Raw genomic sequence first — 20376 nt, 5'->3', positions numbered from 1 at the left:
CGACATATCATGCTAAAGGTGGGGAAAACAGCCACTGAAATGGCATCTGGCTCACGCGCCGCGTACCTGTTTCAAGACTTGGCACTCATGGTCGAAATCCGCTTTATCTTGCGGCTGAATGTAACTTTGCCAGCGGGCAAACAGCTCGGCCGTTGGATAACGATGCAGACGAATACCGGTGCGATAGAGTTTGGGAAAGAGTGGGTCTGGCTGGGATCTCACGACCAGACCGCGCAGTTTCTCGCCAGAGGGAATGGCAATCACCAGCTCATCCCCCTCTTTCAACCGTATGGCCCCCAGAATACCGATGCCGCCGATGGCTATGTCGCGCACCACCACATAGGGCACCGGGTTGAGCAACTCCAGAAACCAGTTGCGACGGCGACATTCTGCCTTGTAACCACCACCACTGAGGATAAAGCGGCGGTGTCTGCGCCAGTCATAACCGGTAGGCAATGCCGGGTCATAGCGCGATTTTTCCTGCCCCACAGGCTCAGATTGCTCACTTGTGCTCATCCGGTTTCCCTCACTGGCATTGGTTAAACAGTGTCAGTCAGCTCTTTTTCATACTATAGCTGTCGCCGTTAGGCCCGGGGCTCAGGGTTGGATAGGGGGACGACAGATGTATCACGAGGCAATAATGGACAGAGATGGCATGGATTAGATGCGAACTACTGCGACTCGGTTCGATCAAGCAATAGACCAGTGAGTCGCACCGCCGCACCGATGCAATCTGACTTAGCCGGGCAGATGAAGTGCCAGCCAGACCGCCAGCGGGATCACCAGCACAGAGAGGGCATTGCCGCCTAGCACGATACTGGCCACCTTGTCCGGCTGGCAGTGATACTGCTCGCAGAGCATGTAATTCAACACAGCAGGGGGCAAGGAAACCGACAACATCAACAGCGGGATCCACTCCGTCTTGAGCGGCAACAGCCAGATCGCCAGCAGCAGCGACAATCCCCCCGCCAGCAGATAGAGCAGGTTGCACTTGAGCGCGAGGCCCAGGTGATCGAGTTCTCCCTCCATCAGTGTAGCCCGCCGCCGAAAATGAAAAAGAGTTACGGGGAAAATGAAAAGCTACCGGCCCATTAGTTTATCAAACTTGGTGGCACCGGAATCACTGAGTTTGATAACCCCGTTAAACCGGCATTAAACCTCTATCTCATAGGTCGGTAAATCCGGCGCCTCTCCTGCCAGCTCCCCTCCCCTGTAAAACGCCTTCTTGCCGATGGCTACTCCGGTGCCCCGAACTGTGACCACCCCGCCCGCCAACGTATTGAGAGTGGTGGTCGTGGTACCTACTGCGGTCACGGTACCAACCAGCAAGGGATCAGCGCCCGGTACCAGCTCAAGGAATCGCTTAAACAGGTTCATACAAATCGCTCCACACTCAGTTGCTGGCGCACCGTCATGGCCCTGTTCTGCAGCGCAGCAGAGACCCTGACGCCCCGGTTGTAACCCTTCCAACCGTCCACTGCGAGCAATGCGCCCGGCAAGATCAGCCCGGTATCAGCAGACAACGGCAGCTCGATGGTCTGAGTACGCTTGGGCATGGTCTTGGCCAGCCCCACCACCCCCTGGGCACGGGCGGCCGTCACATCACACACCAACGGGTGGGTGATGGTCGGCGCTTGTTGCTCGCCAGCCGTCCCCTGGCGCACCACCCGCGCACTGATGCCCTGATGGCCACCGCTGACCCAAATCCCGTTGGCGGCATGACCCGGCTGGAAGTCACTGCCCAGGGTAGTAATGATGGCGCGGGGGATCGCTACATCAACCTCTGCAGTATCAAGCTGCCATGGCACTGTGGGATATAGCGGCTTGATGACCAGATGACGGTTGCGCTGGTGTGGCAGCACAAAACCACCGGCCGCCTCGGCCAAGTACCTGACCACCTCGATCGGGGTCTGGTTGTCCAGACTAAAGAACCCGGCAGGCACCAACCAGTCAGCCGCTTGCCAATCCAGCGTCCAACCCACCGGCAATACGGCAGCAGCCAGCTGGGCCATGGTCGCGGCTACAGGCTCACTCACCGCCTGCGCCAATACATGGGTCGGTGAGAGATAAGCGGTACGCGAGCGGCCGGTCAGCGTTGCCGACTCGCGGCCAAAGCTCTGGCTCGATTGCCAGCCATCGCACACGCAGTCCCATTGCTGACCGTTGATATGGATGCTGACCTCTTCCTCATCGGTCAACGCAGCTGCCGCAATACGGGGGATCTGGGCGCTGAACTGCCACGCCCAAGAGTCGGTATCGAGCTCGATGCTCACCGCAGTGGCCGGGATATCGAGCCCATCCCGTACCCGCACGATCTTCGCTGTATTGCTCACCAGATAAACCCTCCGGGTTGGAATGACGATTGCCGCATCACTGCCCTGCCAGACGAACTCCAGCTCTGCCGTGTCGCGCTTGCGCCCAAACGCCAGCCGCAGCACCCGCTTATCGGGGCGGATGGGTGGCTTGGGTGGTTCTGGTGGCGGCGTCTTGCCCTTGAGTGGCCACATGGCCTCGTCCCAGCCATCACGCCAACCCTCAATCAGCGGCTGGCCGTGGTGCCAGGCTTGGGCGGCCACCCCTTTACCGATGGGGATGCCTTCTTGCCACTGGTCAGCCAGCCAAGCCTTGTCAAAGCGCGGCGGGTTGGTGAACCCGACAAGTCGCCAGCAGCTGACCGGCGCCGCCTCAACCCACAGGGACTGATTCGCCACATAGCCAGCGGCCAGGTTGTCATAGCCCTGGCGACTCTGCTGGCTGACCGGCAGCCCCTCGGCAAAGCGTTGTTGATTGGCCATGAACGTCTGGGGCATCTGCTCGCCCAGCTCGGCCACCTGCTGCTGATGCGCGGCGGCCTGCTGCCACAGGGAGCGACTGGTTGCTCGCTCGGTGCCTGCCTTCTGCCATTCGCTACTGAGGGCCTTTGAATGGCTATCTGCTCGCTCCCACGCCCCCCCCATTGCACTGGCAGGGCCTCGGAATACGTTCTGGTCATACTGCCCGGCGAGCACAGGCTGCGGGGCGCGTGATGTGCTGGCCATGGTGCATTCAATGACGAATGCGCCGACCAGCTCCCCATGGCTATGGGTATGGCTGGCAAGCACAGCATCAAGCACCACTGATCCACCCAGCATGGCGCTGGAGCGATTCGGAGCGCCAGCCAATACCGATGCCAGCACCAGACCCGGTGACGCGCTCAGGCGCGGCGGCATATTGGTACCGTTAAGGATACCGACCAGCCGCACCACCTCAGACTGGTTCAGCTCCAGCTGGCCATTGATGCTGCGAGCCTTACGCAGCGCTAGGCTGGCATCCTTTCTGGCCATATGGCCCCCCGGTTACGGTTCGGTGATGGTGGCGGTATTGATGCGGATCAGCGCACCGGCAAAAAACTCCGCTGCGGGCAGCTCCAGATCGGCGCCGCTGCCCGGTACCCCGACATCAAGATCCGCCACAAAGGCCCCATCCCGGTCAACAATGCGCCCCCAGGTGGGGGCTCCACTGGCGGTGGCCATCTGCTCCGCTAGTGGTTTCAAGGTCAGCACTCCGCCGCTGATCGTCTTGGCGCAAGGGTGGCTAAACGTCAGCACCACCAGAGCCAGCTGGTCAGTCGTAGCCGCCCCTGGTGCCGGTTTGGTGCCGGTATAGATGGTCAGCTTGGCACTGGCCCCGCTACCGTTATCAATGGCCGTGGCCAATAGCTGGGCGCGACTGGTGCGCAGCCCTTCGGCATAGGAGATCATGGTTATTTCCTCTTGAGCGGGGTAATCATGGGGAACGGCTCGGGCGCCACACCACCGCCAGGCGGATAGGGTTTTGGCGCCTGATAGTCGGCGGCCACGGCGTTGTAATCGGCAGGGCCATATGCCGGATCATCCTGGGCGACCACCATATAACGGCGATTCAGCCACAACAGATCGAACCGATAGACCCCATCCGCTGCGCGGCTGTAGGTCTCGCCAACCAATTCGCCATCTTGGGTGAAGCAAAGTACCCGGCGCCGCACTCCCATCCCGCTGATAGTCACCGTACTTTCAATAAACCCCTGCCCCACGTTACGGACCCCATCGCGAATCCAGAAGTAATCCCGCCCCTTGCAGAGCGGGTACTGGGTCTGTTGCTGGAGATTAAGCGGCCCGGCACACATCGGCGGGGTGCCGCGCCAAGCTACATCTTGCGGCTGGAACTGGCTTCGGGGCTCCTGGTTGGCAGCAACAGCGGTGATGGTATGGCGAAAAACCAGATAGGTGTATTCAGCCAGCAATGGGGTGTACTCGGTGCCGATGGTGGCCAACGTCTGCCCAGGCTGTAGCTCTATCCAGACCCGGCTCTTTGGTGGGGCAATAAACTGCGATGAACGCACCACCACCTTGGTCTGGTAATAGCAGAACACCTGGCCATTGATGGTCGCCAGGCCCAGATAGAGAGCATCAGTTGCCCCCTCTGTCGTGACGCCGCCCACTGTCAACTTGGCTACGCCATTGAGGTAAGCCAGCTTGGCAACCACAGCGCCAGCAGCATCCATCAGCACACCCGTCTGACCTGGCAAGATGCTCCGGGCCAAGACGTAGGATGGCGCAGTGCCGGAAGCCACCAACCCAACCCCAGATTGATGGGCAATGGCGGCACCAGCAGGCACGCTCAAATCCGGCTGCAAGGAGGCAAACTGCTCTGCCGTCAGCGCCGCAAAGTCCCCATTAAACCCAGGTGGCCCGCCTGCAATGCGCAAATAGGTTTCGGCGCGGCACCCGTTTGCGCTGGCATAGGTCTCGTAGGAGCGCATATTGCTAAAACGCAGGGTCGTCACCACCGCCATATTGCAGGTCAGGGTAAATGACTGGTTGCGATGCTGACCGCCATCATCGGTATAAATCAGGCTAGTTGGGGTAAAGGTCAGCTCGCCATAGGTTCGCGGGTATGCGTCTCGCTGGGTGGCTTTGGTCAGGCTGGCAAGGCTTGGGCCGTACCATAGCCCGCTGCGATGGGTGCCATCTGTGCGGGTGCGAAGGGCTGCGACCACATTGCCCGCCGCATCCAGAAACTCAATATCCATATCGCACAGGTCGTTAGTCCAACAGGCGTTGGATGCCCCAATCTTCAACCGATACCCAATGGGCTTGAACGGGATAGACCCACCCCATACGCCGGTATCAGCGGCACCGCTCTTGTTATAGGCATAACGGAACAACCCGATATCGGCGGTATCGCCAAACCAGTCTGCCCATTCCGCCCCACCGGTCGCGGTTACATCAAGCGCGGCATCGTAGGTAATGGTCTGGGCAGCCGATAACATCAGCCACCCTTTGGACGGCAGGAAAGTCGCCATGACTTACCTCCAGGGGCCGGTGATATCGAACCCAATCAGTGAGCGCGGATCAGCGTTGTAGACGTTGGTCTGATAGAGACCACGAATGAAGCGCACCTTCTTACCCGGCAATGCAGGCAAATCGCCAAAGTTTTTACGGTGCCAAGCTGTGATATCACCGTATGGCACGATAAGACCTGGCATATAGCCCCGCAGATGGTTTCCATTCTCCAGCACCATGCAGGGGTCGGTAGAAAAGTAGAATCCATTATCAGGGCCATTAGGTACGGCTAAACCAGACCCTAATCGCCCAAACACTCCCTTTAACCACCAGGAAGTGGTACCAAACAATTGATGATAAGGGCGTGCTATCGCTCGCTGGCCTGACTGGTCAAAGGTGGTTAACGGTGTCCCCCAGTGATTTGGGCTGCAATAGTCTCTGTTTGACCAACTAATTTGACCATCAGCGGCGTTAGTGGATGGATAGTGGCAGAGTACGGCATGGTAGCGATCCCCTGGCCTTATTGAGCGGATATATCCCGCACAATAGACGGTTTGAAAGCTGTAGTTACCAATAGCGGGCAGCCAATAAAATAGCTGTTGATCACCTATCAGATCCCAGACTTTTGATGCGTATCGTTGGGTTGCTGGCCAACGGTGCTCGTAGATGGTGGTGTAGGTATTGATATCCACCACATCCTCCACCATCGCTATTTTGGCAAGGTAATGGGTAGAGCCATAAGTGCCCGTCCAGCCAGTGAATGCGCTGTTATCAATCCGCCACGATACATTCCCCGATTCACTGGCATTGGTGGGCCGCACGATAAAGATCTTTCCGTCACCGCTCTCATGGGTGATCGTCCAGCCCAGCGGCGCCACCTTCATGGTCATGGCCGCGCCCGTTCCTGGGGCACCGGGGTTGCCGCCGTCAATCTCAAACCAGACCTGAGTGGCGGTGACCTGCATCACCCGATGCTCGCCGTTGTAGGCAGCAGGCGATACCCCCTCGACCTGGACAACTGAGTCTTGCAGATAGGCATGACCACCGGTAAAGGTCGCCACTGCCCACCCCTTGGCAGTATCGAAAGCCAGCGCGTTGATGGTCAGAGTGCCAAAGCCGGTGACCAGCACCGCCTTGAGCAGCGCCGCCAGAGCGCCCTCTGCGGTATCGCCCAGGCTCGGAGCGCCCTGCATCTCGCTTGCAAACCATTTGACCTTGTATTCAGCCATCGCTTTCTCTCCACGGGCAAGGCGCAACGCCTCACCGGTTAACGGTTGACGTTGCCCCTGAGCTGGGCCTCGAAACGGTCGGTATCCACCGCAGCCACCGACTGCAAGATGGTGCGGATAAACCAGATCGGGTAATTGGCGGCGTAGGTGTTAAACCGCAGCACGTTGCCCGCAGCCCACCCGGCCCCCCAGCCACGGCGGTCAAGCCTGAAATAGGGCTGGCCGTTGTTGGGGTTGATGGGGGCAAAGTCGGTATTCACGTCCCCCACCGCAATTTGGCCCACATGCTCGCCGACCAAAATAAACGTGGTGGAGGTCTGGAAGATGATGGCCCATCGCTCTTGCAGGGTCGCCCGGTTGGTCACCACGATCGGGAAATCCGTGTCGTTGTATTCCGCCGTGCAGGGGTCGCCAATCAGAAAATCAGACCAGTTATTTGTCCAGGTGCGTTGGTCGAACAGCGCCCCATAGCGGGCCCACAGGTCACCGATGATCAGGGCGCTGGAGACCAGGGTATCCGCCGCCTCATAGTTGTGACTGAGGGGGCGTGCCAGGGTGATGCGGCCCGAGATCTCCACATCAGTGGCCAGGCTCATATCCTCGACCCGGTGAACCACGCTCAGCGGCTCCACATAGCCGGTCAGACTAAGTGGGCTGGCCAAGGTCACTATCCCACTGTTCATGTTGACGCTGTAGAGCTGAGGCGCCAGCTCCTTGCCGTTCTTGTCCTCCACCCGGCAATAGGCCAGCCGTTCCCGCCCGGTGTTGAGCTGCTGCCCGGCCTGCACCCCCATGGGGAAGGCGCTGCGCTTGGTGGAATGCACCACCACGATGTACCCCTTGCGAATGAAGGGCACCCGGCCATCGGATGGCAGGCGCACCGGATCCAGCTTGATCAGATCCGCATCGAGCGGCAGATAGCTATAGACCACCGCATTAAACCGGATGGTGTCAGCCACCACCGACAAGGGGCGCCAGATCTTGCCATCGACCACCCTATCCGGGTCGTACCAGGGTTTACTCTCGTTGCCCGCCGCCGTCACCAGGCGGCCAAAGCGTACCGATACCACTCCGGTCTGATAGTCCACCTTGCCGGTTACATCCTGGCTGGTGATGGTGCCATCGCCGTTGGCGGTCACCTCAAACCGGCGCCCGTCTGCGGTGTTGCCGCTCAGGTAGAGGCTGGATGGCGCAATGGGTGCCCCCGGCGTTCTGAATGTCACCTCGTCCACCGTCTGGGCCACCAGGCTGGTGACCAGCGAACTCAGGGCAGGCACGGGCGCCGCGCCGGGGTTCCAGACCGTCACGGTCGCCTTGCCGGTGGCGTAATCCAGTGTCCCGGCCTGCTCACCGGCCCCGGTGGCGGGGTCGATGTTGCGATAGAGGATCCCCTGCCTGTCCACGTAGACCGACCCGCCCAGCGCAAAGCGCACTGAGTTGGCCAGGATCGCCTCGCCGTTGCGCGGGGTGATATCCAGCACCAGCGGGGTGGCTGTCACGGTGTCTTGGCCCGCTTGGCTTGCATTGTTGCTGCGGTACTCCACCTCGACCCAACCACTGTCGTCCACCGGGAACAGGTAAGCGGCCTGCACGTAGTAGATTTCAACCAACGTCCAGCGCTGGCGGGCAATGGTGTTGCCGTGACCATCGCCATAGGTGCCGATAGTTCGCCACTCATAGCGAGTTTTCGGAATGCCACCCTGGCCATCGGGTTGGATCACGATCTGGCCGCTGCTGTAGTTGACGGTACCCCGCTCCACCCCTGCCGCATCCAGCAGCTTGCCCGCGCCGTTGTCGCGCACACTGATGATAGGGTCACGGGTAGCGATCACCAGTTCGGTGTCGTCCTTCACATCCTCATAAAGAGCATTCCAGCGCAGCGAGACCATTCTTGGGGTCAGGTTCTGCTTGGTCAGCTGCAGGGTGATCGTCCCGTCCGGGTTGCGGGCCGGGTAGTCAAAGCGTTGGGTGTCCGGGTCGCCGTACTGGTAAACAACCTGGTACTCCTGACCGCCATCCGGCAGGGTCGCCACCCGCAGGGCCAGATCGCCGGTTACATAATTGATGGTGCCGGTGGCATCGCCGGTCAGCTGGCCCGCCCCGTTGTCGATGGCGGTTTTGGTCGCGCCACCGGCTTGCCAGGTCAGGGTCAGGCTGTTTGGGGTAATCCCCTCATGGGCCAACTTATGGGCCAGCTGCACCGGATCCAGCACCATGCTGGCGCGGTTGAGGTAAGAGACCTTGGTGCCCCAGCTGAACATGATCGCGCTGTTCACATCCGGCAGCGCCCCCAGGGTCAGCACCACAGAGCCGGTGGTGAAGTTGAGCAAGCCAGAGCCATAGGATTTGTCCTGGCCAAACAGCTCCCCGCGCCCGTTGTCTTTCAGGTCATACCATTTGCCCTGGGCCAGATAGCTGACGGTCAGCGAACCGGGGCAAGGGGTGGGCAGCAGGGTCGCGGTATAGGCATAGCCCCGGTTGTTGGCGGCGATCTGGATCTGGGCCGTGTCAGCGATGCGCGATGGCATCACTGCCGGGCGAAAGCTCACGGTTTTGCTGGCCGCGCCATAGTTCGGGCACTGGCTGTTGAAGGTCAGCAGGCCGCGCCCGTAGTCGATAGCCCCCACCACGGTACCGACCAGGAACAGCTCGCCCCCCTTGTCGGTGATCACTGCCGCACCGATGGTGACCGATACGCTGCCCGGCATGGCACCAATCCCCAGGAACAGCCCCTGACTGGGGCTGACCGGTGAGGTGGTGGTGAAGGTGTGGGGACTGCCCACCCCGGATTCCAGCAAGGCGCCCAGCTCACCGGCAGCGGTCAGATCGACCACAGGGGTTTCACTGCGAGCACTGGGTACCAGCTGAGTGAAAATGGTCTTGGCCTGCACCCGCATTGCCCCCAGCGCCGCATCCGCGACCAGCTTGGTGGTCGAAAAGTAGTTGGCGGCATCGGCCACCACGGTTTCCCGCAGGGTGGTCTTGGTGGTTGCCTGGTCATAGGGGCTGGGTTGCTCCCCTTCAAAGGTGTGGCGCAGCGGGTCAGTGATCACGCAGGTGACCACGTTGCGGGTGAACTCGCCCTGGTAGCCAGCCACCCCGAACTTGCGCAGCTCGGCAGTTACCCGGTCAACCCGTACATACTGCTCAACCTCGTTCCCCTTCCCTTCGTTGCCGACCAGCACCAGCACCTCCCCGACTTCCGGCAACCGCACCTCTACCCGTTGCAGGATGCGGATCGCCCGCTGCCCTTCCAGCTGGGTATCGTAGAGCACCCCCTGCCACTTTGGGCCTCGGGCCTGATAGCGCTCCAGGGTGTTGCGGGCGTTGCCTCTGGTGTCGTTGTGGTCTTTGGTGGTCATCAGCGTCAGGTTGACGCTGGGGTCACTGGGCGGCAGCAGCACCATGGCATTGGCGCCATAGTAGGTGTCGGTGTCGTCCGTCTGCACCGCCAGAAACGCCTTGCGCATATTCACGGTGCCATAGGCCCGATCCATATCGCTGACGTCAGGGAACAGGCTGTTATGGTTGCCGCTGATGATCTCGCGGCCAGTGATGCGACCACCGCCGTCATCGGTATCAACCAGGCGCTGGCTGGCCAACAGCACGATATCGCCAGAGAGAATGGTCATGGGGTTACCTCAGTGAGATTCAGGGTCAAGGCATAGGGGTCGCCCCCTTCCGGGTCGGCCATCTCGATCAGTGGCATGGCCACCACACCAGGGCGGCGCCACACCACGGTGCGGGCCACGCCATCCAGCAGGGTCAACGTCATCAGCTGGGCCACCTGCGCCTCCAGCACCTTGAGCTCCTGCACCTTGGCGCGGGAGCAATGCCCGGTCAGGGTCAGCGGCCGCCCCTCGGGCTTGGCGGTCTCCTCCACCAACAGGGCGCCACTCAAGGTCGGGGTCACCACCTGCTCGACCGGCGCCCACTCGAACTCGTCGCGCCAGACCAGATCATCTGGCAGCAGCACGCTGTTTAAGGTCACGTTCATTGGCGAAGTCCTTGCTGTTTAAGAATGTTGATAAAGGCATTCGCATTGGCCTCATCGGCCTGCAGTTCGGCCGAGCCCCCTGCCCCTTTGAGCTCGATGGTGATCCGCTCGGACAAGGGCCTGCGTGTCCCTGGGGTGTTGGTGCTGGGGGTAGATAGCTCTGCAGTTGGGACTGGTAGCTGGGCGGCGGCCTGATTGGTTTTGGCACTCTCCTTGGCCAACGCTTTGTTGAGCTCCTCTTTGAGGCGGGCCTGCATCACCTCCATCTCTTTTTGGAACTTCTCGCCGTAATACTTGCTCCACTCGCTATAGGCCGGAATGTCCTTGACCTTCTGGCTGTAGCGGGCCAGCTCCACCTCCACTCCGGCCAGGGTATTGGCCAGCCCCTCGGCATTGCCACGCAGGTTGTTGATATCCACGCTCTTGTAGTAGAAGGAACCGGCGTTCACGGTGCGGGTGATATCGCCTCGACCACCGCCCCCACCGCTACTGGTGAGGCTGACATTCGTCTGTTTGGCTTCATCCTGAACCCCTTTAAGCCCCGCACGCATCGCATCAGTAGCGCCTTTGGCCCGTGCGGCGGCCTCGTCAAAGCCATCACCAATGGCCGCGACGGCCTGCTTGGTATCGCCACTCCCCCCTTTCACCTTGGCCATGGCATCAGCGGCGATGGCCATGGAACGAGCCAGCGCATCCCCGGTGATTTTGCCCTGGGCGGCCAGTTGCTTCTGACGCGCGATCACCGCATCGATCTCGGCGGTGGTCTTGGCGCTGTTGTAGGCGGCAGCCAGCGCCTCCTCGATGGCGGCACTACTGGCCCCCGTGTGCGCCACCAATACATCCAGGGCGCCAATGGTCTTCTGAAAGCCCGCACCGATACGACCATTGGCCCGTTCGAAATCCAGCCCCAACGCCTCAAACGCCTTGGCCAGTTCTGCCGCCCCATCGACACTTTGGCGGATGGCTTGCCCCATCAACTGCTGCTCGCTCACCATGCGCTGCGCGGCCTGGGTGGAGCGACTGTCCAGTAGCAACAGGGTCTCGACCACCGCAGCCAACTGCTGGCCCCAGTCCTGCCACTGGGGGGTGGATTGGGCCAGCAGTTCGCCACTCTCGGGCAGGCTCTGCTGCAATGCCTCCTGCGCGTCGGTCAAGGTGGCCGTTGCCGTGGCCGCCTGTGCACTGCCGGGGCCAAGGGCCTCCAGCTCGGTCAGTAGCCCTTGCAGCTCTTCGCGGCCAACAACACGGGCAACCAGCTCCAGCGCGAGTTTGAGGGTTCGGGGGTCTGACATGGGCAGCCTTACCAATCAGTGAACAGACATGCTCATTCTGCCCATGCAAGGCGATGCCAAGGGGTTATGGTGGATTAAAAAAAGAGCGCCACAAGGAGGTGAAACGCTAGAATGAAAGGAAGGATGTGTGATATTTTGCCACTCCATCCCTGCATAAAGGGATGGTTAACAGCCAATATTTGTATGGTTTACAAGCGAATTCGTGTGTACTCAGCCTCTTCTTGGCGCTAAGCTTGCTGGCAAGCTTAGCGCCAAGAAGAGGCTGAGTGACCAACCAACTGTCAGGCACGGCAACAAAGGAGGTGCAACATGACAATCTCGATGCACTCTTTACTGCAAAAAACTGAAGTGGTGAAAGAGGTCAGCGATAACAGCTTTCCGCGCCCCATCCAGATCCGCCGTGATATCACCAGATACAATCAGCCAAGATACATAGTGCTGTGGCGTGATGAGTTTGAAACCAAGCGCAACGACAGCAGTGCCGAAAGCTACTACATCGAACCGATCGCAGAGCTGTTGGTCAAGAATGACAAGCTCCGTTATGCCGTCAAACCGTCGAGTCACCACAGAGTTAACTCACGTTTTGACGAAGCGGTAAAATGCGCAGTCAACGAAGCGCTGACCCAAGAGCTGCAACTGCTGGCATAAACAAAGAGTGGTAAAAGCCTGATCTCTGAATCAGGCTTTTTTATTTTTGAGACAAGTCCGGGAAGACTATGGCCCCCAATCTGGTTCAGACCTACCGCAAACAACTCGATACCGACCCCGAAGGCATGACAAATGAGGTGACCTTTCAGCACTTCATGATCGCCCGACGCAGATTGGCAATACTGGCGCTGACTGAATATCGCATGAGCGACGACAGCGACTTTTCATGCTGTCTGGTGGTAACCGAGCTGGGGGTGGATGAGTGGCTGACCGATGCTATCGAAGATGACAGCCAGTGGAGCGAGGAAGAGCTGCTAGCCTCTGTCGCAGATGCCCGCACCGGCAACGATACTGTTGTGGGCCGCTTTGTTTATAACCCGGTACAGTTGCCCATCAATGCAGAAGCACAAGATCAACAGGGTATTCAAATCCGTGGCGCCTTTATCGACCCGGATTACCGCAGCGGCCTTGCCCGACAAGTGTATCAATATCTGCGGGGAAAATATGGCTGCGTGGTCAGTGATGATATGCAAACCCTGAGTGGGGCACTGCTCTGGTTGATTGGTATCAATCAACTCACCTCACAATGTATTGAAGTTTACGACGCACAGCGTCAGTCCATTCGCGGCTATCTCGGCTACCCCATCAAACCGGGCAGCTTCAAACCCTGGTGCCTGACCGGGTTAACCCACCAGCAAATCACCCAAGAGAGCAGCAGCAAGTTTGATGTCGTCGATTATGCAGAACACGACGACAAACGCCATATCCTGTTTCTTTTACGCTGACCCCTATTGTTGCCGCGACCATCGATAGCGGCAAACCCCTCTGCTTGTTTATTCCCCTCTTGTAAGCCGCTGGCTACCGTTAACGGTGGCCAGCAGCTGCGCCGTTTCGGCGGCAGTTTGTCAGGGAGTGGGCGTAGGTGCGATTAGCCGGCAGGCGTAATCGGACATTCGCCAAACCTCACCCGCCAGCGCAGCAAGCTCTTCCCGGCCAGTGACCTTGGCTGCCAGCTCCAGGGCAAGTTTGAGGGTGGTAGAGGTGGACATGGAGCATTCCGATCAGATTCAGATATGCCCTATTGTGAGAAAATCGTTGAATGGATGGATTTATTACAGGTTACTAATACATATCACAGAACAAACGCATGAATTTAACCATTCGATAGCTGATAAGTTATGCTTTAAATTTTATCACTCAGGATTAAACCCCAATCAAAAGCACAACTTTAACTTAATTAAAATACACATTGAAGAAATGTAAAAAATTAATCCACCGCGTATTTAAGATTACAAATTAAACACCGATTAACTCATTAAGCTCCAGTACAGGAAACGTTGATATCATGCTCAAATGATTCCAGTTGAACAATATTTGATTACAACAAGAGTTCTTATTTAACAATTAACTATTAATGCATATGGATTTTTATTTTTCCGAAGCCATCAATACTAAAACTAGTTCTACCAAAATTATAACCAGGAGATAAGAATGTCAAAATTTGATTCAAAAAAAATCATTTCTTTCCTTTCAAATAAATGGAAAGGTCGAGGATGCCCAATGTGTAATTCTGGCCCGTGGAATGTACCTGACAATACGTTCCAACTTATGGAGTTTCACGGAGGAAATCTTGTAATGGGTGGGCCGTTGATTCCAGTTATTCCTGTCTCGTGTGAAAACTGTGGTCATACTATTTTGGTGAATGCAATCATCGCAGGGGTAGTGGAACCGGAATCACCTTCTCCAACTCGAGAGAAGGCATAATGACGGCCAATACTGGATTTAAAATGTCACAAGGGTTGGAAGTTCTCACTCCCAAGAATGATAAAGCGCTTCCAATCCCATGTAACGAGTGGGATGAACTAAAAAGACAGATAGAAACACTAACAACTGAACCTTGGCTGATCCAGATGATCGGTTCATTACTACTTGGTGCAGCACTAGCAATACTTACATCCATTTTAACTGGCACTATCTCGGATGCAGAAAAAATGAATAGTGTTATTTCTTGGGCTGTCTGTTGTGTATGTGCAATCACAGGATTTTTATCTCTCTACTTCGCCCATAAGGAAAAGTTAACTCATCGTTCAAGAGCAACATCGATAGCGACACAGATGAATCTCATCGAGCAACGCTTTGAAAGAAACTAATTATAAATGAGGACGGCGGGTCTCCCCGCCGTTTTAACGATCTAGTTAGTGATACTCTTATATAGGCTAACCTGATTAAACTTCGTTTATTTCACACTAATTTAATTTAGCAATCATAATACTACCTGGCAATTATAAATTGCCATATCACTGAGAGCTATTGAACAATGCCTTATATTAAAAAATACAAACTAACAAATGAGAGTAAAAATAAAACTCGATGGATAGGCAAAGACGAAATCCAATTCAAGCTATATAGAATTAAGGCATTAATAGATTTTAATGATATAAAAAAAGGGGATCTTGGTGGCTGGATTGAAAGTGAATTGAATTTATCACAAGATGGCTTGTGCTGGATATATGATGACGATTCCACAGTATCTGAAAAGGCTATAGTCAGTGGAAATGCCAAAATAACTGGCTATTCTACCATCAATGGAGTGTGCAAAATTTATGACAACGCAACCATCAACAGCTCAGATATAGGTGGTACATCTGAGATTTTTGGTAATGCCGAGATCATTAAAAGTTCGATCAATGGTGAGTCAACTATTTGTGACAATGCAAAAATATCTAACTCTCGTATAACTGGAGATGGCAGATATTCTGAGCATTATACTCAGCAAAAGCTACGTATTTATGGTAACTCTCGGCTTCAGGGGGTTATGATAGATGGTGCCCCACATATATATGAAAATGCAATAATAGATAAAGGTGTATCTATTGAGCATTCCCCAAGGATATATGGTCGAAGTATATTGCGAGGACAGGTAAAACCAGATAACATTTTTTTAGACGAAGCCACATTATTTATCCTTGATGATACTGAGATTTTTGGCAATGCAGTAATAGAGGCTAAAAAGAAAGATAAAAAAGAGAGTTCACTCTTCATTAAAAATTCAGCCAGGATATACGGGAACTCTCACATAGTTGGTTCAGGGTCAATAAACGGCCGTGTTCGTATCTATGATTACGCCAAAATTGATGGTCTTTTTCATATTGATGAACATTGTGAAATTTTTGGCGAAACAAATATTTCTGGAAAATTTAAGATATGGTTATTTGGTCATATTAAAGTATCTGGCGTAACATTTATTCGTGCCGATAAAAAAACCATAAGCCTTGAAGGGAGAAAAAACATTAAAAACAAGACGATAACACGAAACTTATTTCTTGGTCTTTTTTGACCAACAAAAAACGGCGGGTCTCCCCGCCGTTTATCATTCCCTGATCCCCCCTATCATCACACTGTCACCGGTCTATCTACATAGAAGGGGGCGGTCTCGCCATCCACGGCCAGCAACTCCCCCTCCAGCTCGATCTCGATGGGCTTGTCGCTCATAAAGTCCACCGCCTTTTTGGGGGACAAGCTGGCACGGGGCACCGTCAGTTTGATGGCCTCGCCGCTGACGATACTGCGGCCATCTAGCAGCAGCCGCGCCTTGATCTCCGGCTGGATGTTGCCCGCGATGCGGGTACCGGTCACCGCATTATAGGTACCGCTGACAGTCAGGCTGCCGCCATCGGCTACCGAGCTACCTTTCACCGCCCTCACCAGCCCGAGCGCATAGTTGACCTCGATATCGGTACCCACCACCAGCGCGGTGGCCCCTTCCTTAATGGCCAGACCCGTTGCGGCAATATTGCTCTTGCCCAGCTGTGCCCACTTCGGCCAGGCGGGCAGAATAACCGGCAGATCAGTCAGCGTCCCGGCCCCCTGATTGATGGGGCTCTCCAGACCCATAAAGGCGGCGGCCAGCAGCACGGGCGGGATCTCGGTGGTCTTTATGGTGACCATGGCAGGCTTGGGAATGTGGTAGTTCTCCCGCGCCTGACCGTATTGCCCCTTGCGCTTGCTGGGAATGGAGATCTTCTGGCTGTCGGGTTTCACCTCCAGGCTATCCACATCGATGGGGCCAATCACCCCGGCCGAGAGCCCGTTCACAAAGGTCTCGATAAAGAGATCCCCTTCCAAGTGCAGTGTTTCGCTCATCATCGCTCTCCTTTGAATTTCACTCGGGTAGTAAAGGCAAGCGGCAGATAGGCAGCACCGCCGCTGTAACTGGGTTTGACCGGTGGGGTGACCCGGCGAAAGGTACTGTCACCACATGCTCGCCCGCTGACGGCCTGCAGGATGCGGCCAAGCCACACTCCGGCACCGACCTCCTTGGGGCTGGCGCGATGCACCAGCACCAGCAACCAGAGCTGATCAAAGCTGCTAGCCCGGCCTGACTGGGTGCCTTCGCTCTCACGTTCGCCCTGATAGACCACATGCACCGACGGACTGTGCTGGCCCAGATTGGCGATGGCCGCCACATCGGTGGCCACAAACACCTCCTTGAGCCCTTTCGTTTTCAGTGGGGCCAGCAGCTCTCGCAGCCGCTCGCCCGCCTGCAGGTAGTCGAGTTCGGTACCAGACTGGTTGGCGGGTTGACTCATAGAAAGCCCCCCTTGTCGCGCCCCTGACTCCGGCCAAAGACGCGCCCATCCGACTGCAGTTGAGCCAGATTCTGGCTCTCAAGGGTGGCCCCATCGGATGCCAACCCCAGCGCCAGCTCCCCCTTGCCAACCGATTTCAGAAAAGCCAGGGCCGCCTCGTTGCGCTTGGCTATCTGCTCCGGTGCCTGTTCACCATAAAGACGGTGACGGGCGATATCGGCGCAGATAGGTACCAAGGCACTCGGGATATGGGCCAGCGGCAAGGGATAGCGACCCGCCAGATAGCCATCGATCAAGGCGCTTGCATCCTGCAGGGCGATGGTGATGGCCGCCTGATCCAGCTCACCGGTCGGCGTCATGGCCAGGCGCAGCAATTCGGCCTCGCCAAAGCGGATCACCATGTCATTGACGCTGGCATACATATCACTGCTCTCCGTTCTGGCCAGATGACTGCTCATCCTTGACCGGGTATTGCACGTCGGTCGCTGCGATCGCCGTCACCAGTTCGGCCTTCTTGAGCTTGGCCGCCTCCGGGATACCCATCTGCACAGCCAGCTCGCGCAGTTCATCGACCTTCATCTCGGCCAGCGGCGTGACCTTGCCCGCCTGGGTGGCTTCACTATTCTGGGTGGCAACACCGGCCAGATAGTCCGAACCGGTCAGGACGCCCAGTGTTGCGTCCAGATCCCCAGGCGCCGATGGTGCATCACCTGCCTGAAGACTGGCGTCTTCAGCCAACCGGACGACCACCAGACGCGGGTCGTTCTCCAGGGTCGCGCACTGCTCAGGCGACACAACCATCTCAGACTTGCCCGGTACAATCGGTAGGCCCGCACGGAAATAGTTCTGACGAACCATTGACCCTGTTTTGCAAAGAATGCCGACCCGAATAGCCAGTTCCATCTCTTGTTCCATCTCATGTTGTCCTCGTCGAATCTGATAGAGAGGCTGTTTAAACCGGGGGTTAAACAGCCACAACGCAGGGTTAGAGGTAGTCAGCCACCACCAGCTCCAACTTGCCTTTAAGCTCGTTGCTGCTGCTGTTTGCCAGCTCTCGCTCCAGCATCTGGGTCGCCAGCTTCTCAAGGGAGGGCGGTACCACCAGCAGAGTGGCCTTCACCCCGAGCTTGCGGCCACCATCGGCTTGAAACTCCCGCATTCTGGAGAAGGAATCCCACAGGTTGTCGGGGGTCAGCGCCCGCTTGTTGGCAAAGGCCAGTTGCCAGAAGCCAAAGCCTGCGGCATCACGGCAATCGACCCCGTAGCGGAACTCCTTGCGGGTGAATACCGCTTCGTCATCGATCTTGGTCATGGCAATCAGCTGCGGTGACTTGCGCTCCTGGAAGATGACCGGCTTGATGGCGCGGCTGGTATCGAGCAGGAACCAGGGCTCCCCCTGATAACCGGCATCCACCACCACGTTGGCGCTCAGAACAGGGGTACCCGTGCCATCGGCCTTGGGATAGACAGGGTGATCGGTGTCGAAGAAATACTGACCGTCATAGCAAGGTGTGGTGAAGCCTGCACCGAGCAGACCAAAGCAGAGCTCGTCGGGGTGGATCCCCGCCGCCAGGCCCATCTCTTGAAACAGGGGGGCATAGATACCCAGCTCGTCATCTTCGATATCGTTGCGATCGACCGCCACGGTGGCCTCGAAGTCTTCGTTGACGATCTGGTAACCGTGCGCCTTCATCGATTCGATCACCCGATCACCAACCCACTTGCGCAGACTGGGGAACTTGCCCAACCAGCCATAGGTGTTGGACTTGGTGGTCGATTTGATCACGGTAGCGATCTTGGTGTACTGGGCTGGGGCTTCACCCTTAGCGTCTTCAAAGTTCTTCTTGAAGCCGGTGAAGAGGGCCTGCAACAGCGCGGGAGTAACAATGGCCATACGGGTGTTCCTTCTCTGGTTAAACAGGTTGGTCTGGCGGTCGCATTCGTCCGATTACGCCGCTGCGCGGCTAAACGAACCTATCGGCCTTTTGCCTTGGCAAACTCTTCATAGGAAATGCCGAGCTGATCGGCGGCATACTTGTCATCCGCCGAGAGCACTGCCTCTCCCTTCTTCTCGGGCAGGGTCACCTGGGTGGTCTGGCTGGCAGCCAGTGCCGCAATCGCCGGACGGGGCTCCAGCAACGCCTTGAGAGCAGCCACCCCCTTCTGAGCGGCATAGGCGGTCAGATACTCCTCTTCTGCGGCCACCACCTTGCCCTGGGTACGGGCTTCCTTGATCAAGGTCGCTGCATCCGTGGTCTCAACCTTGGCGCTCAAGGTGGCCACTTCCGTCACCAGGGCGTTATAGGTCTCCACCGGTACGTACTTGGCCAGGTCAATCTGGCCCCCCTGCCCTGTGGAGACGGTCGCCTTGAGCGCGGCCAGCGATGCCTTCTCGGCAGTGAGTGCCGCCTCCAGCTCTGGTGCTTTCTTGGCGCTGGCCTGCAGGGTATCCAGAGCAGCCAGAGCGGCAGTCCCCTGCTCGGCGGTAAACTGGCCATCGGCACCCGGCTGGATGCCGAGTTTGCCGAGCAGCGCGATCAGGTGTTCGTTCATGGATTTCTCCTGTTGTGCAACATGGGATGAGGTGGCCAGCTGGCCGGGTTGGGTAGACATATGGCTTGAAGCGGGTAATGCACTCAAAGCGGCAAGCGCCTGCATGCCCACCACACCGGGGTCATTGGTAATGGCGGTCATCCGCAGTTCCAGCGGGCGGCCCTGGGCGTCATAGGGAAAGACGGCAGAAAGGAATCGGTACTCTTTGGCAGCCACCAGGGCCGCTGCCCGCTCCGTCCAGCGCGGCTTGATAAAGAGCCCCTGCCCTTCGCGCCATGCAATCTCGTCACTGTTGTACCAACCGGCCGCAGGGGCTGGCTGGCCATTCTGGTCAGTCTTGAGGGTCTGGTGGTCGTAATCGATCAGGATGTCTTGCCCAAGGGCTTTGGCTCGGGCAATCAGGGCAGCAGCGATCTGTCCGTCCAGTTGCCAGTGACCACTCGCCACATCGAACGGACGACCATCACGGGCCTTGAACGGGCCGACCGGCAGCAGTTGGTACCAGCCATCGCCTTGAGGAGTAAGTTGCGCATCGAGCACTGCCAGCCGCTCCCCGCTGACGGGGTTGGCTTGGAGGATGGCCACGAAAGGCGCGGAGTATGGGGTCTTGGATATGTTCATGCCGCCATAGTGCGGCGGCATGAAAGGGGGTAGGGTTTATGGTGGGTTAGAATTCCCATTTTATGGCTTCAGTCATAGCCCTCATTTCGTGACTTACATCACTCTTTGATATTGATAGCCATTTTATAATTTTTAGCCCCCCTT

General features: G+C 57.2%; 21 protein-coding genes and 1 pseudogene. 5 read left to right on the top strand and 17 right to left on the bottom strand.

Annotated features, from left to right (window positions below):
* Positions 1–51 precede the first annotated feature (51 nt).
* From ACTG2O_RS14180 to ACTG2O_RS14135, 10 genes and pseudogenes are all read right to left on the bottom strand, one after another.
* Positions 52–516 carry a hypothetical protein gene (locus tag ACTG2O_RS14180; protein WP_019445838.1) on the bottom strand — a complete coding sequence of 155 codons (465 nt, stop codon included), beginning with the start codon at positions 514–516 and terminating at the stop codon, positions 52–54.
* Positions 517–738: 222 nt separating this feature from the next.
* Positions 739–1035: pseudogene (locus tag ACTG2O_RS14175) on the bottom strand (AEC family transporter); the annotation flags it as partial.
* Between the two features lie 117 nt (positions 1036–1152).
* Positions 1153–1377, bottom strand: a complete 225-nt coding sequence (locus ACTG2O_RS14170) for a hypothetical protein (RefSeq protein ID WP_013723722.1) — start codon at positions 1375–1377, stop codon at positions 1153–1155.
* Complete coding sequence (locus tag ACTG2O_RS14165; protein ID WP_439976135.1) at positions 1374–3323, bottom strand: hypothetical protein; 1950 nt, start codon at positions 3321–3323, stop codon at positions 1374–1376. The genes ACTG2O_RS14170 and ACTG2O_RS14165 overlap by 4 nt, the downstream gene beginning before the upstream one ends.
* A gap of 12 nt (positions 3324–3335) precedes the next feature.
* Positions 3336–3740, bottom strand: coding sequence for a hypothetical protein (locus tag ACTG2O_RS14160; RefSeq protein ID WP_421191641.1), 405 nt, complete (start codon positions 3738–3740; stop codon positions 3336–3338).
* A 2-nt stretch (positions 3741–3742) separates the two neighbouring features.
* Positions 3743–5323: a hypothetical protein gene (locus ACTG2O_RS14155; RefSeq protein WP_439976132.1), complete on the bottom strand. Its 1581-nt coding sequence runs from the start codon at positions 5321–5323 to the stop codon at positions 3743–3745.
* A gap of 3 nt (positions 5324–5326) precedes the next feature.
* Positions 5327–6532, bottom strand: coding sequence for a hypothetical protein (locus ACTG2O_RS14150; RefSeq protein ID WP_439976130.1), 1206 nt, complete (start codon positions 6530–6532; stop codon positions 5327–5329).
* Between the two features lie 38 nt (positions 6533–6570).
* Positions 6571–10164: a curculin (mannose-binding) lectin protein gene (locus ACTG2O_RS14145; protein WP_439976129.1), complete on the bottom strand. Its 3594-nt coding sequence runs from the start codon at positions 10162–10164 to the stop codon at positions 6571–6573.
* Positions 10161–10529 (bottom strand): hypothetical protein, encoded by a 369-nt coding sequence (locus ACTG2O_RS14140; protein ID WP_439976127.1) that lies wholly within the window; start codon positions 10527–10529, stop codon positions 10161–10163. The genes ACTG2O_RS14145 and ACTG2O_RS14140 overlap by 4 nt, the downstream gene beginning before the upstream one ends.
* On the bottom strand, positions 10526–11821 hold the full coding sequence (locus tag ACTG2O_RS14135) for a hypothetical protein (RefSeq protein WP_439976125.1): 1296 nt from the start codon (positions 11819–11821) through the stop codon (positions 10526–10528). Before ACTG2O_RS14135 ends, ACTG2O_RS14140 begins: the two co-directional genes overlap by 4 nt.
* 309 nt (positions 11822–12130) lie before the next feature.
* On the opposite strand from ACTG2O_RS14135, the gene ACTG2O_RS14130 reads away from it, so the two are divergent.
* Positions 12131–12469 (top strand): hypothetical protein, encoded by a 339-nt coding sequence (locus tag ACTG2O_RS14130; protein WP_098968960.1) that lies wholly within the window; start codon positions 12131–12133, stop codon positions 12467–12469.
* 68 nt (positions 12470–12537) lie between these two features.
* Positions 12538–13254 carry a hypothetical protein gene (locus tag ACTG2O_RS14125; protein ID WP_148610715.1) on the top strand — a complete coding sequence of 239 codons (717 nt, stop codon included), beginning with the start codon at positions 12538–12540 and terminating at the stop codon, positions 13252–13254.
* 120 nt (positions 13255–13374) lie between these two features.
* Here ACTG2O_RS14125 and ACTG2O_RS14120 read toward each other — a convergent pair whose 3' ends face one another.
* Complete coding sequence (locus ACTG2O_RS14120; RefSeq protein ID WP_439976122.1) at positions 13375–13518, bottom strand: hypothetical protein; 144 nt, start codon at positions 13516–13518, stop codon at positions 13375–13377.
* Between the two features lie 442 nt (positions 13519–13960).
* On the opposite strand from ACTG2O_RS14120, the gene ACTG2O_RS14115 reads away from it, so the two are divergent.
* From ACTG2O_RS14115 to ACTG2O_RS14105, 3 genes are all read left to right on the top strand, one after another.
* Positions 13961–14233 (top strand): hypothetical protein, encoded by a 273-nt coding sequence (locus ACTG2O_RS14115; RefSeq protein ID WP_439976120.1) that lies wholly within the window; start codon positions 13961–13963, stop codon positions 14231–14233.
* On the top strand, positions 14233–14619 hold the full coding sequence (locus ACTG2O_RS14110) for a hypothetical protein (protein WP_439976118.1): 387 nt from the start codon (positions 14233–14235) through the stop codon (positions 14617–14619). Before ACTG2O_RS14115 ends, ACTG2O_RS14110 begins: the two co-directional genes overlap by 1 nt.
* A 167-nt stretch (positions 14620–14786) precedes the next feature.
* Positions 14787–15806 (top strand): hypothetical protein, encoded by a 1020-nt coding sequence (locus tag ACTG2O_RS14105; protein WP_439976116.1) that lies wholly within the window; start codon positions 14787–14789, stop codon positions 15804–15806.
* Positions 15807–15862: 56 nt separating this feature from the next.
* Here ACTG2O_RS14105 and ACTG2O_RS14100 read toward each other — a convergent pair whose 3' ends face one another.
* From ACTG2O_RS14100 to ACTG2O_RS14075, 6 genes are all read right to left on the bottom strand, one after another.
* Positions 15863–16612 (bottom strand): hypothetical protein, encoded by a 750-nt coding sequence (locus ACTG2O_RS14100; protein WP_307772896.1) that lies wholly within the window; start codon positions 16610–16612, stop codon positions 15863–15865.
* Entirely contained in the window at positions 16612–17058 is a 447-nt protein-coding gene (locus ACTG2O_RS14095; protein WP_257691485.1) for a phage tail terminator protein, read from the bottom strand. The genes ACTG2O_RS14100 and ACTG2O_RS14095 overlap by 1 nt, the downstream gene beginning before the upstream one ends.
* Positions 17055–17480, bottom strand: coding sequence for a gp436 family protein (locus ACTG2O_RS14090; protein WP_439976113.1), 426 nt, complete (start codon positions 17478–17480; stop codon positions 17055–17057). The genes ACTG2O_RS14095 and ACTG2O_RS14090 overlap by 4 nt, the downstream gene beginning before the upstream one ends.
* Before the next feature lies 1 nt (position 17481).
* On the bottom strand, positions 17482–17859 hold the full coding sequence (locus tag ACTG2O_RS14085; protein WP_439976111.1) for a Rho termination factor N-terminal domain-containing protein: 378 nt from the start codon (positions 17857–17859) through the stop codon (positions 17482–17484).
* A 184-nt stretch (positions 17860–18043) separates the two neighbouring features.
* Positions 18044–18952 (bottom strand): Mu-like prophage major head subunit gpT family protein, encoded by a 909-nt coding sequence (locus ACTG2O_RS14080; RefSeq protein ID WP_439976109.1) that lies wholly within the window; start codon positions 18950–18952, stop codon positions 18044–18046.
* Between the two features lie 80 nt (positions 18953–19032).
* Entirely contained in the window at positions 19033–20253 is a 1221-nt protein-coding gene (locus ACTG2O_RS14075; RefSeq protein WP_439976107.1) for a phage protease, read from the bottom strand.
* Positions 20254–20376: the final 123 nt, after the last annotated feature.

Origin of the sequence: Aeromonas sp. 61P (assembly GCF_051919545.1) — a bacterium.
Taxonomy (GTDB): domain Bacteria; phylum Pseudomonadota; class Gammaproteobacteria; order Enterobacterales; family Aeromonadaceae; genus Aeromonas; species Aeromonas veronii.
Note: the sequence above shows the minus strand (reverse complement) of the source record. Positions and strands in the feature narration are given on the sequence as shown.